Raw genomic sequence first — 14,352 nt, forward strand, 5'->3', positions numbered from 1 at the left:
GGGCATAGAAATGAGAAAAGAATTTTCAATGAGCAATGATAAAGTAATAATCAACTTTACAGCAAAGTACTGTAAAACATTTGAGATGTTACTTGAAAGTGAAGGGTTTAGAAGAGTAATTGATGTATATCTAAAGAAATCGGAAAAGAAAAATACTCTTGCCTTTAGATACGTAAAGAAGACATTAGGAACAGATGACATAGCAGAGTTAAGAAAAGATATAATTAAAGTTTTTAAGTGCTTAACTGTAATGAGTGCAAGAGAAATAAGTGAAAGTAATCCTAGGTACGTAGAGCTTTTAGCAGATAAGGATGAATTTGTAGCTTTAGTAGAAGACTTGTATCTTTTCTGGAGAAGATTAGAAAGATATACATTAATTCATACAGGTTCAATAGAACATGGACTAGCAGCAGTTAGTTTTACAGAAGCAAATGCAGAGTTTTCTAAGCTAGTGTTAAAGTTATATAGAAAAGTAGAGAAGAATGTTATAGGAGGAGAACCACAAGTATTTAGACAAATTCCAGCTGGTGGTAACTCTTGTATTAAGATTGGTATGATGATGTGGCCAATACCTAGAGGGTATGAAGCTATAGAATATGTTCCTTTTATTGATTCAATACTTTTAGAAACACCATTCATTACTTATCCAAAGAGATCTACAAGAGATGGAATGTTTACTGAAGTATTTGAGAATCCACTACAAGATGCAAATATTAATAGTGACCATTGGTTCTGTTATCCAGCAAAAATTGGGGAATCTCTAGCATATGTATATTTCCATAGAGATTACATGGAACATGGAATAACTCTATGTAACTTATTTGAAATGGCTAGAAAAGAAGAATGTAGAGGTAGAAAGCCTGATATAGTTTATGTATTTGGGGCAACTGATGATAATGAAGAGTTAAAGACAGTATTCTATGAAGACAAGAAGAATGATATAATGCTTGGATATGTTAATCACTCAGATAAAATAGATTACTTTGGATATATGAAAAAGATGTGTTTAACATTACACAACTTAAGAATGATAAGAAAAGGATATTTACCAATCCATGGGGCAATGGTTAATATTCAACTTAAGGATGGTAACACAGCAAATGTTGTTATAATGGGAGACAGTGGTGCTGGTAAGTCAGAAAGTATAGAAGCATTTAGATCATTAAGTGAAGATTATATTTCTAATATGACTATATTATTTGACGATATGGGTACATTTAAGCTTGAAGATAATAAGATTGTTGGTTATGGTACAGAAATAGGTGCATTTGTAAGACTTGATGATTTAGATCAAGGATATGCATTTAAAGAAATGGATAGAAGTATATTCATGAATCCAGATAAGACTAATGCTAGATTAGTAATGCCAATAACTCCATATAAGGAAGTTGTTAGAGGATACAATGTAGACTTCTTCTTCTATGCAAATAATTATACAAAGGTTGAAGAGGGACAACATTCATTAGAATATTTTAATACTCCAGAGGATGCAATTAAAGTATTTAGAGCAGGAGCAAGAATGGCTAAGGGAACTACAACAGAAACAGGTTTAGTAGAATCATTCTTTGCGAATCCATTTGGTCCAGCACAAAAGGTTGAAGAAACAGATGACTTGATTAAGGAATACTTTGAAGCTATGTTCAACATTGGTGTAAAAGTAGGACAAATAAAAACGTGTCTTGGAGTAAAAGGACTAGAAAAGAACGGACCAAGAAATGCTGCTATAGAATTATTTGAAGAAATAAAAAAGTTTGAAAGATAGTATAAAAGAGCCGGTGCTAATTAATTAGCGCCGGCTCTTTTAAATAAATTACTTTTTTAACCTATTAAATAATGATAATGTTCCAAGTTGTATGTTTAAATCAAATTTTTTAAAGTTTACAAGTTTTGAAATCGTAAGTGAAAAATCAAATATAAGTAAAATAAATAGTAAGCAAAATAATATAGTGCTAAGAAGTGGAGTAATAGATGTTACTATATATTTAACTAGTGGATGAATTATCTTTACTACACTTACAGAGGTTATACCCCACATAATAGAAAAGTGTAAGCAAATTCTACCATGTATATTAAATGGATCATCAGTATAATCCCAGTATTTTGTCTTGAATAACTTTTCTAATATGTATCCAGTCAGGTATTCTATAATGGAGATAACAATTGTAGCTACTACTAATAAAAATGGAAGAGTAACATTTATGTTATCTAATACAATTACCATGGAAGAAATACATAGTCCGTAAATAGGACAAAGAGGACCATGCAAAAAGCCTCTGTTAACGAACTTTTTTTGATTCTTATATGCGTATAAAACTTCAACACACCAACCTAAGAAAGAGTAAATAATAAAATAAAAAAATAAATTATAGAAATTATATGATAGCAAATTTTGAATATTCATATTACCCTCCTTTCTTTTAAATAAATTATATAATAACAATATTAATAAAATATTAAAGATAAGCTTAAAATTATCTTAAACATTAAAAAAGTGGCTTTGTCACCCTTTAGCGAAGAAGTCACTTTTTTAGTCATACCACAGGTTCCAAAACTTGCTTTTGGTGTTCTGTGGTGGCATTATAATTTTTATTTTTAACGTCTTAGCATATTTTCACCACTCAAGTTCTGTATCCATAAGATTTTGCTACTCAAATTTGTTACTCAAAAATTTATATATTTTCCTAGACATTAAAAATAGTTCAGCAAACTCTATGCTGAACTATTAGGGTAACTATTCTACGCTTTTATACTGACTCTTTGCAAAGAAAGAGATTGCATATAATCCTGCAATACCAACTAGGCCGTATATTATTCTACTAAATGCGGTCATTTCTCCAAATAGAGCTGCAACTAAATCAAATTCAAAGAAACCAATAAGTCCCCAGTTTACAGCTCCTATTATTACTAGTGTTAGTGCTATTGTATCTAATATTTTCATAAAAACACACTCCTTTTATGGTTTACGATATATAGTGTAACCATAAAAAAAAGTTTTATTCTAAGAATGGATTTAAAGAAGAAAACTCGCTAACAAGCGAGTTTTCTTCTTTAAAGAGTTATATTTCTATCAATTGGTTGAGAAAGAGATATAAATGTATCAGTTCTTTGAATACCATCAATATTATTTATTTTTTCTAGCAAGGTATTTTGTAAATCTGCTATATTTTTTGAAATAACTTTTGCAAACATTGAATAATCACCTGTTGTTAAATGCAATTCTACAACTTCGTTTATTTTCTTCATTTCTTCAAAAACGTAAGAAAAAGAAGAAGTTTTATCTACATATATACCAACAAAACAACATACATCATATCCTAGTTTTGCAAGGTCTAGTAGAATTCTTGAACCTTTGATAATTCCCATGTCCTCCATCTTTTTCATTCTGACATGTATAGTTCCTCCACTAACATGACATATTCTTGCTATTTCCAGGTATGGTGTTCTACAATCTTTTATAAGTAATTCTAATATTTGAAGATCTAATTCATCTAATTGGAGATTAGGATTTAATGCCATATTGCCACCTCATTTTAATTCATATATTACTAATTTCTATTTTATCAAAAAATGTATGAATTTCAAAGGAAAAATTATAAAAAAGCAAAAAATGCTAATTAAAATTAAAATTTTATCAAGATATTATCAAAAAATAAATATTTTAGTAAGGAGATATAAGAATTATTATATATAATAATTCTACTTGAAAAACTGTTCATTTTACTCTAATATTATTAGTATAGTTAAAGTTAAGGAGGATGTGACGGATGGTAAACTTTTTAATATCAGCATTATATTTAGTTATCATGTTTGCTGTACTATTAGGGATTATAATGCTATGTAAGAAATGGGTATTTACAAAGATTAGAATAAATAAATTTATACCACTTGCTGTAGCAATTATAGGTTTTGCTATACAGTTATTTGTTAGACCAGAAGGAATGGTAATACAAATGATAGTTATGGCTGTAACAGTTATTTCTTTTTTCTGGTTTATGGATATTCAGCAAACTGGAGGACCAAAGAAGTCTAATGAGAAGAAAATAGTAATAAAACCAAAGGCTAAACCAAATAGGTTAAAAAATCAAAAAAATGATTAAAATATAAAATCCCTAAAATTAGGGATTTTTTTGTTTTTAAGGAAGTTATAAAATCAAGTGAAACAAATATTCACTTAACTTGTTTATTTTTCAATAAAGATTGGGGAACTTATGGCAAGCCTATTGTCTTGTTGCCAAATTCTAATTAAATACCAACTTTCCCCTTCAATATATTTATGATCATACAAATATTTTATAGAATTAAGGTTAATATTTTCAATTTTTTTAACTATAGTACTTTTATTTGTAACTATTTCAATAGATTTTATTTTGTTATTTTTATCTTCAGCAAATATCATAAATCGTAATGTGTCATCCTTAAGAATAATTTCAGTTCCCATCATAGAATCGTTTATAGTGAAATACATTTCAAGAGTTCTTGATTCTGTAGAAAAAGTTCTTCTTTCCCTAAATGCATCTATAAGTTCATCTTTTTTTAGTTCATAAGCTAATATTCCTGTAAGGTTATCACTATCACCAAAATTAAGTCTATGGTTATCCTGGCTATTTATAGCCCCAAGCTTCCAACCTTTATCAAGAAGAGAATAGTAATATTTATCGTGACGAATATATTTATTAGGGTAAGATCCATTTCCAACTTCCATAGAGGTTATAATTTTATTTAAAACCTCATTATAAGCTAAGGAAGTAATGTTTCTATGTGGATGATTAATAGTAACAATAGCTTCGGGGTTATTTAGCATCCATAGAATTAGTAAGTTTATGTCCTTAATTATCCCCTTAAAGTATGTGTTAGAATTAATTATATTAAAATCACCATATAGAGAAGTTTTTGTCTCAAAACCAACCATTGGTAAGAATGAATCATTTTTTTTTGCAAATCTTTCTGCCATTGCATTAGTTACATTCCATTTTGATATTTCTTTATTATTCCAATATAAATCTTTGCCTAAATAGGAGTTGTGATCAGTTATTATCATGAAATCTATTTGGGTGTTCTTACCGTATTCATAGGCATCATTAGGGGTGCCACGACCAGTAGAAAAAGCCGTATGACAATGTGGAATTCCATAAAAGCATTTTAATATTTTATTCTTTTTTTTACTTTTGCCCAAACCCGTTCCCTCTTAAAAAATGTTTACTATAATATATATAGTGCTTAAAGGTATGAAATGATGACAATAATCAATAGTAATGATAAAATAAGTAGAATACAAAAGGAAAAGGTAGGAGATTTATCTATGATTTATATTGGAGAAGATAATACTTTAAAAGTAGATAGAAAAGTTGAATTTGGTTTTTATTTAACTGATGGTAACGGGAATGATATTCTATTGCCAAATAATTTGATATTTAATGAAGAAATAGAAGTAGGAGAAGAAGTAGAAGTATTTGTATATAGAGATTCTAAGGATAGGCCAATTGCAACTATGAAAAAGCCATTGATAAAGGTAGGAGAAGTTGCATATTTAGAAATAGTTGGTCAAAGTTCATTTGGAGCTTTTGCAAATATGGGCTTAGATAGAGATATATTTATACCAATTAAAGAACAAAAGTTTAAATTGGTAACAGGCAAGAAGTACTTGTTATATGCATATCTAGATAAAACTAATAGATTAGCAGCAACTACATATGTTGATCCTTACATAGAAAAAGGTGAAGGCTTTAAAGTTGGCGATGAAGTAGAAGTTATAGCATATGGAAAAGGTGGAGAAAAGACAATAAGGGTAGCTATTGATGGTAAATATGAAGCTATAATCTTAGGAAATGAACATTTTACAGATATATATCCAGGGGATAAGTTTAAAGGTAGAATTAAAAGAATATATGAAGATGGTATAATTGGTATAACTAATAGAAAGAAGAGACTTGATGAAAGGGAAATGTTAAAGGAATCTATAGTAAGCTATTTACTTGAAAATGATGGATATATGCCTTTTAATGATAAGAGCGCTCCTGAATTAATAAAAGAAACCTTCCATACATCTAAAAACTATTTTAAGATGGCACTTGGCGGTTTAATGAAAGAAGGAAGAATAGAGCAAAATAGCGAAGGGACAAAATTAATTAAATAGATTCAATTATTAGAGAAATCTTAATTAGATTTCTCTTTTTTGTTTTAATTATGTCATGGAGACATGATTAATTTGGAAATGTAAATTTGTAGCTGTTGACAAAATATACTATTAGAGTTATTATTTAAGAAATTGAATAAGTAATAGAGGTAGAGGCGCTAGTTATTAAGAGTAATCTATAGGAGTGGGCACACTATGATAATAGATGAAAGGAATACTAGCCGAAGGAGATAGAGGCAAAGCTATTTTCTGGGTATGCAAATAATATTTGTATAACTGTCACGTAAGTGGAGGGCTACACAGATTTAAATATCTATATGTATAATCTATTAGTATAAATACTCTACCCATCATTTTTAATGATGGGTATTATTTTTTTAATAGATTTGCCCTTACCTTAATAAATAGGGGGTAAGAAATATGAAAGTAAAAGGACTTTGGGTGCCAGTTGTGACACCATTTGAAAATGATGAATTAGATATGGTATCTTATGAAAAGTTGGTAAATCATTATATCAATGAAGGGGTACATGGCTTAATGCCATTAGGTACAACTGGTGAAACACCAACTCTTTCAGAAAAGGAATATGAAGAGATAGTATCTAAAACAATGGAAGTGGTAAATGGAAGAGTACCTGTAATAATTGGACTAGGTGGAAATTGTACAAGAAGTGTAGTTGATAAATTGAAGGTGGTTGAAAAGCATAAAGTACAAGGAATACTATCTGTAAGTCCATATTATAATAGACCAGATCAAAGAGGAATATATGAACACTTCAAAAAAATATCTGAAAGTACAGATTTAGATATTGTATTATATAATATTCCATATAGGACTGGAAGAAATATGGAAAATGAAACGATCCTAAGATTATCAGAAGAGAAAAATATAGTTGGGGTAAAAGATGCATCTGGAGATTTTAATAAAACTATAGAGCTTTTGTTAAATAAGCCAGATGAATTTAGCGTATTATCAGGAGAAGATAATTTATTTTATAGTTCATTATTACTAGGTGGAGATGGTGGAGTAACAGCATCAGCACATTTGAAAACTAAAGAGTTTATAAAAGTATATGATTATATACAAAATAATGATGCGAAAGCAGCTCTAGAAATATGGAAGGAGATTTCTCCTATGATTCCTTTACTGTTTAAAGAGCCTAATCCAACACCTATAAAATATATGTTAAAGAAAATAGGATTAATTAATTCTGATGAAGTTAGACTACCATTGGTACCAATATCGGAAGAGCTAAAAAATGAATTGGATAGCAATATTGTGTTACAGTAAGGATTTTAAAGGATATATTAGTAGAGTTGTTTAAATAAAGAAAAATCCAGAAAAACACTATTGGAATTTTAAGGAATACTTGAATATAATGTGAATAAATAAAAATTAAAGTCAGTGAAAAGAGAGAGTAGGTATAGGAAATTAGTTTCAGAGAGCTTGGGGTGGTGTGATCCAAGTGCTGTAGCCTTTATTGAATGGGTCTTTGAGATGACACTTGGAATTTATAGTACAGGTGTACGGGAAGTCCGCCGTTAAAAGGACAGGGTATCGATTAAGTTCCGTACCTGGTAAAGATTGTGTGTAACGTAGGTGGCATAGCGAAATAAGGTATTTCGTCCTAAGGGATGAAGTATCTTTTGTTTTTATAAACACTTTTGTTATACAAAAAATGGGTGGCACCACGAGTCACTTCGTCCCATTATAGGATGAAGTGACTTTTTTTATTCTTTAGGAAATTATATGTGCCTAGTCTGTTGTTAATATGAGTTTCCGAAATCCAGAGTGCACTGAAAAAAACTATATAATTAGACAATCTGTTCATAACTTAAGTATTTAAGTGATATGTAAATTTATTTATAAAAAGGGGGAGTAAACATGATTAATATTTCAAAAGAACAATTTGAGGAAAATATTAAATCTAAAAAAGTATTTTCTATTATAAGTGAATTTAGAGGGGATGAAATTACTCCAATAACACTATTTAAAGCTTTAGATGGAGAAAGAAAGTTTATTTTAGAAAGTGGATGTAAAGAAAATAGGTTTGGAAGATATTCTTATTTAGGCGATAGCCCTTATAAAGAGGTCATTGGAGAAACTTTACAAGATATATTAACAATAAAAAAGGAAACACAAATTGATTTTGATAATAAAAGCAATAAGTTTTCGTTTAAAGGTGGAGCTATAGGGTATATGGGATATGACACTATAGCGTTATATGAGAAAAAATTAAAACTTAATAACTATGATGAATTGGATATACCTACAATAAGGTTTAATTTTTATAAAAGATATATTTGTTATGATCATTTTACTCACAAGGTATATGTAGTTGATAATGTATTTCCAAATAATAAGTGCCAGTATGAGGAAGTTATAGGTGGTCAAAGGGAGTATTTTAATAAATTAATAAATAAACCGATTAAATATGATAAGGAGTTAGAAAAGAAAGTTATAAAAATAAAACTTGGTACAACAAAAGAAGAATATATGAAAAAGGTAGATAGGGCAAAAGATTATATAAAAAAAGGTGATATTTTTCAGGTTGTTCCATCTCAAAGAATGTATTGCAAAACGGAAAAACCACCTCTTGAGATATATAGAAGTCTAAGAGAAGGAAATCCATCTCCGTACATGTTTTTTCTAGATTATTATAGCTATCAAGTAATTGGATCTTCTCCAGAAAGGTTGGTTGCTGTAAAAGGAAGAAAGGTCATGACTAATCCTATTGCAGGTACAAGAAAAAGAGGAAGAAGTAAACATGAAGATTTAAAGTTAGAAGAAGAATTAATAAATGATGAAAAGGAAAGAGCGGAGCATGTAATGCTAGTTGATTTAGGAAGAAATGATATTGGTAGGGTAAGTGAAGTGGGGACTGTGGAAGTGAAGGATTTTATGAAGATAGAAAGATTTTCTCATGTAATGCATATTACAAGCCAAGTTGTAGGGGTTCTTAGAAAGAATAAGGACGCATTTGATGCTCTAGCTTCATGTTTGCCAGCAGGAACATTATCTGGAGCGCCTAAGATAAGAGCAATTGAGATAATAGAGGAGCTAGAGGATAAGAAAAGAGGAATTTATGGAGGAGCAGTAGGATATTTTTCTTATGGTGGAGATATGGACATGTGTATAGCAATTAGAACTTTAGTGTTAAGAGATAAAATTGCATATCTTCAATCAGGTGGTGGTGTTGTGTATGATTCAGATTCAGAAAAAGAGTTTGAAGAGACTCAAAATAAATTAATGGCACTAAAGGAGGCGTTAAGATGATTGTATTAATAGATAATTATGATTCCTTTACTTTTAATTTATATCAATATTTAAGTGAATTTGAACAGGTTAAAGTCTATAGAAATGATGAAATAACATTAAAAGAAATTAAAAATTTAAATCCAAAAGGATTAGTTATATCACCAGGACCTGGAAGGCCAGAAGATGCTGGGATATCAGTTCAACTAATTAAAGAACTTGGAGATTATATTCCTATTTTTGGGATTTGTTTAGGGCATCAGGCTATAGGAAAAGCCTTTGGAGCCAATATTATTAGGGCAGATAAGATATGTCATGGAAAAAGCTCAAAAATAAACGTTAGAGGAAATGATATCTTTGAAGGAATTTCTAGGAGGATAGATGTTATGAGATATCATTCTTTAGTAATAGAAAGGGAGAGCTTACCTAAAGAATTATCAATAATAGCTGAAACAGAAGATGGAGTAATTATGGGAATTAAGCATAAAGAAAAGAAAATATTTGGAGTGCAGTTTCATCCTGAATCTATATTTACAGCAAAGGGAAAAAGAATTTTAAAGAATTTTGTGGAGGGGATATGTTATGAAAATTAATGATGCAATGAAGAAGTTAGTTATGCAGATAGATTTGTCAGAAGATGAAGTTAGAGAAGTAATGGAAGAGATTATGAGGGGGGAAGCTACATCCAGTCAGAAGGGTGGATTCCTGATAGGTTTAAAGGTTAAGGGAGAAACTTCAGAAGAATTGTTAGGAGCAGTTAAAGCATTAAGAAAGGAAACTGTGAAGGTTGATGTAGAGGAAAAGGAGAACTTAATTGATTGTTGTGGGACAGGTGGAGATGGAGCTAATACTTTTAATATATCAACAGCTGTAGCAATTATTGCAGCTAGTGGAGGAGTAAAGGTGGCTAAACATGGAAATAGGGCTGTATCAAGTAAAAGTGGTAGTTTTGATGTTTTAAAAGAGTTGGGTATTAAAGTCGATTATACAAAAGAAGAAAGTAAAAGGGTAATAGAAGATAAAGGAATGGCATTTCTACTTGCTCCTTCTTATAACAAAGGAATGAAGAATGTTGCAAAGGAAAGATTGGAGCTGGGCACTAGGACATTGTTTAATATGGTTGGCCCACTTTTGAATCCAGCTCCATTAACTGGACAGCTTATGGGAGTATATGATGGGAATTTAATAGAAACAGTTGGAGATGTATTATTAAACTTAGGGCTAGAAAGGGCAATGGTAGTTCATGGAGATGATGGATTAGATGAGATAACAACAACTACTACTACCACTGTTTGTGAAGTGAAAAATGGGAAGCTTTATAAATATATATTAAATCCAAGTGATTATGGAATAGAGCTTTGTAAGCCTGAAGCTTTAGTTGGTGGGACACCAAATGATAACGCAAAGATAATAGTGGATATATTAAAGGGAAAAGGTGGTCCAAAGAGAGACATTGTTGTATTAAATACAGGAGCTGCTTTGTATGTAGCTAAGGTAGTAGATTCTCTAAAAGATGGGATTAAATTAGCTAGGGATCTAATATATTCAGGAAAGGCTTATGATAAATATTTAGAGTTAAGGTCTGCTTAGGAAAGGGGAAGGCTAATGATACTAGATGATTTAATATCTATGAAAAAAATAAGAGTATTAGAAAGTAAAGCAGTTGTACCCTTTGAAGAAGTGTATAATAAAGCATTTACTATAAAAGCTAAGGAAAGAAATTTTAAAGATGTATTGAAAGGGAAGGACTTATCGGTAATAGGGGAGTTTAAAAAAGCATCACCTTCAAAAGGAGTAATCCTTAGAGACTTTAATATAGAGAAAGTTCATGAGTTTTATAAGGAGTTAAAAATAGATGCATATTCAGTTCTAACTGAGAGGGATTTATTTTTAGGAGAGGATAATTATATAAAACAGCTTCAATTTAATAGTACTGTGCCAATACTAAGAAAAGACTTTATATTGGATCCTTATCAAATATATGAAACAAAGGTTTTGGGAGCTTCTGGAATATTACTGATAGTTAGTGTTTTAAAAGAGAAACTGAGAGTATTTTATGATGAGAGTAAAAAAATAGGATTAGAGCCATTAGTGGAGATTCATGATAGAAGAGAGCTTGAGTTAGCTTTAGAGTGTGGCTGTGAAATTATAGGAGTGAATAATAGAAATCTAAAAACATTTGAAACAACTTTAAAAACAACGGAAGAATTAATTAAGTATATTCCTAAGAATAGGATTGTAATATCTGAAAGTGGAATAAGAGGATGTGATGATTTGAGGATTATTAAAGATATGGGAGTAGATGGAGTACTTGTAGGTGAAATGTTTATGAGAAATTTAAATAATGATTCATTTATTAAAGAGTATAAAGCATTTAAGGGATCAAAATATGAAGATTAAAATATGTGGAATAACAAAAATGAACGAAGTTGAGTTTCTAAATTTTTTACGTCCTGATTATATAGGATTTGTATTTGCTGAAAGCGCAAGAAAAGTAAGTATAGAAGAGGCTTGTTTGCTATATAAAAAGCTAGATAAAAGAATTAAGGTTGTAGGTGTATTTAGAAATAATTCAGAAGACTTTATAAAAGAAGTGATAAAAGAAGTTCCATTAGATGTTATTCAGCTTCATGGAGAAGAGGGGAATGACTTTATAGAGTCAATAAAGATAGTTGGCAAGGAGGTCTGGAAAGGTATTAATATAAGAATTAAAGATGATATGTTGAAAGCAATGAATTATAGAGTGGATGCATTAGTTTTAGATAGCAGTATGCCAGGTAGCGGAGAACTATTTGATTGGAATTTACTTCAAGATATTAATATAAGCAATAAGATAATATTGGCAGGAGGATTAAATGAAGATAATGTTCTTGAAGGAATAAGTAAAGTTAACCCTTATGGAATTGATATATCATCAGGAGTAGAGAAAGTTGATAAGGATGGGATTAGAAAGAAGGATAGAGATAAAGTAGAACTATTTATAAGAAAAGTGAGGGATAGGTATGAAAGGGAAGTTTAATAATTTTGGAGGACAATATGTTCCAGAAACATTAATGAATGCATTAAAGGAACTAGAAGATGAGTTTTATAAAGCCATTAACGATGAAGCATTTATGGAAGAGTATATGTATTACTTGAAAGATTATACGGGAAGACCAAGTCCTCTGTATTATGCAGAGAATATGACTAAAGATTTAAAAGGATCTAAAATCTATTTAAAAAGAGAAGATTTAAACCATACTGGAGCTCATAAAATAAACAATGTAATAGGACAAATATTGTTAGCAAAAAGAATGGGAAAGAAAAAAATAATAGCTGAAACAGGTGCAGGACAACATGGAGTAGCAACGGCTACTGTAGCAGCAAAGTTTAAAATGGAATGCAAAATTTTTATGGGAGAAGAGGATATAAGAAGACAAGCTCTTAATGTTAAAAAGATGGAATTATTGGGAGCTACTGTGATTTCAGTAAGTAGTGGAAATGGGACACTAAAAGATTCTGTAAATGAGGCTATAAGATACTGGGTATCAAATGTTGAAGATACCTATTATGTAATGGGGACTGTTGCAGGGCCTCATCCATATCCAATAATGGTAAGAGTTTTTCAAAGAATAATAGGAGATGAAGCAAAGAAACAAATACTTGAAAAAGAGGGGAGGCTTCCAGAATGTATAATAGCTCCAGTAGGGGGAGGAAGTAATTCTATAGGAATATTTTATCCTTTTATAGATGATGAAGAAGTTGAACTTATAGGTATAGAAGGAGCAGGAAGAGGAATTGAAACTGGTAAACATGCAGCTGCTATTCATGATAAAAATACAGGGGTCATTCATGGTATGATGACATATGTATTAAAGGATGATGATGGTCAAATAAAGGAAGCTTATTCTATTTCAGCTGGTCTTGACTATCCAGCTGTAGGGCCAGAGCATGCATATTTAGATTCAATAGAAAGAGCTAAATATGATAGTGTTAAGGATGAGGAAGCAATAGATGCTTTCTTATATTTAACTAAAATAGAGGGGATTGTACCAGCCTTAGAATCTTCTCACGCTATAGCTTATGCTAAAAAAGTAGCAGGGAAAATGTCAAAGGATAAAATTATAATAATTAATATATCAGGCAGAGGGGACAAGGATATGGATACAGTAGTAAAGTATTTGGAGGATAGATATGAATAGAATAGATGAAAGGTTTTTAGAACTAAGGTTAAAAGGAAAAAAAGCATTTATTCCATTTATAACTTGTGGAGATCCTAGCATAGAAGAAACAAAAAATATAGTGTTGGAGCTAGAAAAGTCTGGGGCTGATATAATAGAGTTAGGGGTTCCATTTAGTGATCCTTTAGCTGATGGGCCTATAATACAAGATTCATATTGTAGAGCATTAAAAAATGGATTTAAAGTAAAAGATATATTTAAATGTGGTAGAGAAATAAGAAAAAGTAGTAGTATACCTTTAGTAATAATGATTTATTATAATTTAGTATATACAAGAGGCGTAGAGAAGTTTTTAAAAGAAGCAAGTGAATCAGGATTTGATGGATTAATAATCCCTGATATCCCCTTAGAGGAAAGAGGGGGACTTAAGGAGCTTTGTGAAAAAAGTGGGATATATTTAATTCCATTAGTAGCACCAACCTCAAATGAAAGAATAGCTAAGATAGTAAATGGAGCTAAAGGATTTGTTTATTGTGTTTCCTCTAATGGAACAACTGGTGAAAGAAGTAGGCTAAGGGATGATATAGTAGATTACCTACATAGAGTAAGAGGAAATACTAATGCTCCTATATGTTTAGGATTTGGAATTTCGTCAGTAGATGTAGTAAGGGAAATAAGAAAATTTTGTGATGGAGTTATAGTTGGTAGTGCCATTGTAAGAAGAATAAATTCTAGTAAGGAAGATGCAATCAATCTTGCTAAAGATATTAAATCAGAATTAGAAGATTAGATACTATTATAAAA

General features: G+C 30.4%; 15 protein-coding genes, 1 riboswitch and 1 other annotated feature. Of the genes, 11 read left to right on the forward strand and 4 right to left on the reverse strand.

Annotation, left to right across the window (positions count from 1 at the left end):
• Window positions 1-10: 10 nt before the first annotated feature.
• On the forward strand, window positions 11-1,762 hold the full coding sequence (locus tag DR024_RS04190; RefSeq protein ID WP_099313834.1) for a phosphoenolpyruvate carboxykinase (ATP): 1,752 nt from the start codon (window positions 11-13) through the stop codon (window positions 1,760-1,762).
• A 48-nt stretch (window positions 1,763-1,810) separates the two neighbouring features.
• Here the strand turns inward: DR024_RS04190 and DR024_RS04195 are convergent, their stop codons facing one another.
• From DR024_RS04195 to DR024_RS04205, 3 genes are all read right to left on the reverse strand, one after another.
• Window positions 1,811-2,401: a putative ABC transporter permease gene (locus tag DR024_RS04195; protein WP_051195944.1), complete on the reverse strand. Its 591-nt coding sequence runs from the start codon at window positions 2,399-2,401 to the stop codon at window positions 1,811-1,813.
• Between the two features lie 330 nt (window positions 2,402-2,731).
• Window positions 2,732-2,938 carry a DUF378 domain-containing protein gene (locus DR024_RS04200; protein WP_027098137.1) on the reverse strand — a complete coding sequence of 69 codons (207 nt, stop codon included), beginning with the start codon at window positions 2,936-2,938 and terminating at the stop codon, window positions 2,732-2,734.
• A 110-nt stretch (window positions 2,939-3,048) separates the two neighbouring features.
• Window positions 3,049-3,516 (reverse strand): Lrp/AsnC ligand binding domain-containing protein, encoded by a 468-nt coding sequence (locus DR024_RS04205; RefSeq protein WP_027098136.1) that lies wholly within the window; start codon window positions 3,514-3,516, stop codon window positions 3,049-3,051.
• A 248-nt stretch (window positions 3,517-3,764) separates the two neighbouring features.
• On the opposite strand from DR024_RS04205, the gene DR024_RS04210 reads away from it, so the two are divergent.
• A complete protein-coding gene (locus DR024_RS04210) occupies window positions 3,765-4,097 on the forward strand; it encodes a hypothetical protein (RefSeq protein ID WP_055184548.1) in 333 nt (110 codons plus the stop codon).
• A gap of 83 nt (window positions 4,098-4,180) precedes the next feature.
• On the opposite strand, the gene DR024_RS04215 is transcribed toward DR024_RS04210, so the two are convergent.
• Window positions 4,181-5,173: a CehA/McbA family metallohydrolase gene (locus DR024_RS04215; RefSeq protein WP_027098134.1), complete on the reverse strand. Its 993-nt coding sequence runs from the start codon at window positions 5,171-5,173 to the stop codon at window positions 4,181-4,183.
• A gap of 126 nt (window positions 5,174-5,299) precedes the next feature.
• Between DR024_RS04215 and DR024_RS04220 the strand changes: the two genes are divergently transcribed.
• From DR024_RS04220 to trpA, 9 genes are all read left to right on the forward strand, one after another.
• The gene (locus tag DR024_RS04220; RefSeq protein WP_111918228.1) at window positions 5,300-6,133 is read left to right on the forward strand and encodes a CvfB family protein; all 834 of its coding nucleotides are present in this window, start codon (window positions 5,300-5,302) and stop codon (window positions 6,131-6,133) included.
• A gap of 142 nt (window positions 6,134-6,275) precedes the next feature.
• A riboswitch (Lysine riboswitch) is annotated at window positions 6,276-6,439 on the forward strand.
• A gap of 114 nt (window positions 6,440-6,553) precedes the next feature.
• Window positions 6,554-7,423: a 4-hydroxy-tetrahydrodipicolinate synthase gene (gene dapA / locus DR024_RS04225; RefSeq protein WP_027098132.1), complete on the forward strand. Its 870-nt coding sequence runs from the start codon at window positions 6,554-6,556 to the stop codon at window positions 7,421-7,423.
• Between the two features lie 105 nt (window positions 7,424-7,528).
• Window positions 7,529-7,844: a binding site (T-box leader), on the forward strand.
• Between the two features lie 173 nt (window positions 7,845-8,017).
• Window positions 8,018-9,409 carry an anthranilate synthase component I gene (trpE, locus tag DR024_RS04235; RefSeq protein WP_027098131.1) on the forward strand — a complete coding sequence of 464 codons (1,392 nt, stop codon included), beginning with the start codon at window positions 8,018-8,020 and terminating at the stop codon, window positions 9,407-9,409.
• The gene (locus tag DR024_RS04240) at window positions 9,406-9,981 is read left to right on the forward strand and encodes an anthranilate synthase component II (RefSeq protein WP_027098130.1); all 576 of its coding nucleotides are present in this window, start codon (window positions 9,406-9,408) and stop codon (window positions 9,979-9,981) included. The genes trpE and DR024_RS04240 overlap by 4 nt, the downstream gene beginning before the upstream one ends.
• On the forward strand, window positions 9,971-10,978 hold the full coding sequence (gene trpD, locus DR024_RS04245) for an anthranilate phosphoribosyltransferase (protein ID WP_027098129.1): 1,008 nt from the start codon (window positions 9,971-9,973) through the stop codon (window positions 10,976-10,978). The genes DR024_RS04240 and trpD overlap by 11 nt, the downstream gene beginning before the upstream one ends.
• A gap of 15 nt (window positions 10,979-10,993) precedes the next feature.
• A complete protein-coding gene (gene trpC, locus DR024_RS04250; RefSeq protein WP_027098128.1) occupies window positions 10,994-11,788 on the forward strand; it encodes an indole-3-glycerol phosphate synthase TrpC in 795 nt (264 codons plus the stop codon).
• The gene (locus DR024_RS04255; RefSeq protein WP_034866265.1) at window positions 11,778-12,407 is read left to right on the forward strand and encodes a phosphoribosylanthranilate isomerase; all 630 of its coding nucleotides are present in this window, start codon (window positions 11,778-11,780) and stop codon (window positions 12,405-12,407) included. The genes trpC and DR024_RS04255 overlap by 11 nt, the downstream gene beginning before the upstream one ends.
• Window positions 12,391-13,569, forward strand: a complete 1,179-nt coding sequence (gene trpB, locus DR024_RS04260; RefSeq protein WP_111918208.1) for a tryptophan synthase subunit beta — start codon at window positions 12,391-12,393, stop codon at window positions 13,567-13,569. The genes DR024_RS04255 and trpB overlap by 17 nt, the downstream gene beginning before the upstream one ends.
• Window positions 13,562-14,338, forward strand: coding sequence for a tryptophan synthase subunit alpha (gene trpA, locus DR024_RS04265; RefSeq protein ID WP_099313832.1), 777 nt, complete (start codon window positions 13,562-13,564; stop codon window positions 14,336-14,338). Before trpB ends, trpA begins: the two co-directional genes overlap by 8 nt.
• Window positions 14,339-14,352: the final 14 nt, after the last annotated feature.

Origin of the sequence: Clostridium paraputrificum (genome assembly GCF_900447045.1) — a bacterium.
Classification (GTDB): Bacteria; Bacillota; Clostridia; order Clostridiales; family Clostridiaceae; genus Clostridium; species Clostridium paraputrificum.

Excerpts from the sequence above, each read along its gene's own strand:
- DR024_RS04190 (WP_099313834.1), top strand. The coding sequence starts at position 11 with ATGAGAAAAGAATTTTCAATGAGCAATGATAAAGTAATAATCAACTTT.
- trpB (WP_111918208.1), top strand. The coding sequence starts at position 12,391 with ATGAAAGGGAAGTTTAATAATTTTGGAGGACAATATGTTCCAGAAACA.
- DR024_RS04210 (WP_055184548.1), top strand. The coding sequence starts at position 3,765 with ATGGTAAACTTTTTAATATCAGCATTATATTTAGTTATCATGTTTGCT.
- DR024_RS04205 (WP_027098136.1), bottom strand. The coding sequence starts at position 3,516 with ATGGCATTAAATCCTAATCTCCAATTAGATGAATTAGATCTTCAAATA.
- DR024_RS04200 (WP_027098137.1), bottom strand. The coding sequence starts at position 2,938 with ATGAAAATATTAGATACAATAGCACTAACACTAGTAATAATAGGAGCT.
- DR024_RS04255 (WP_034866265.1), top strand. The coding sequence starts at position 11,778 with ATGAAGATTAAAATATGTGGAATAACAAAAATGAACGAAGTTGAGTTT.
- DR024_RS04220 (WP_111918228.1), top strand. The coding sequence starts at position 5,300 with ATGATTTATATTGGAGAAGATAATACTTTAAAAGTAGATAGAAAAGTT.
- trpD (WP_027098129.1), top strand. The coding sequence starts at position 9,971 with ATGAAAATTAATGATGCAATGAAGAAGTTAGTTATGCAGATAGATTTG.
- DR024_RS04195 (WP_051195944.1), bottom strand. The coding sequence starts at position 2,401 with ATGAATATTCAAAATTTGCTATCATATAATTTCTATAATTTATTTTTT.
- trpE (WP_027098131.1), top strand. The coding sequence starts at position 8,018 with ATGATTAATATTTCAAAAGAACAATTTGAGGAAAATATTAAATCTAAA.
- trpC (WP_027098128.1), top strand. The coding sequence starts at position 10,994 with ATGATACTAGATGATTTAATATCTATGAAAAAAATAAGAGTATTAGAA.
- DR024_RS04240 (WP_027098130.1), top strand. The coding sequence starts at position 9,406 with ATGATTGTATTAATAGATAATTATGATTCCTTTACTTTTAATTTATAT.
- dapA (WP_027098132.1), top strand. The coding sequence starts at position 6,554 with ATGAAAGTAAAAGGACTTTGGGTGCCAGTTGTGACACCATTTGAAAAT.
- trpA (WP_099313832.1), top strand. The coding sequence starts at position 13,562 with ATGAATAGAATAGATGAAAGGTTTTTAGAACTAAGGTTAAAAGGAAAA.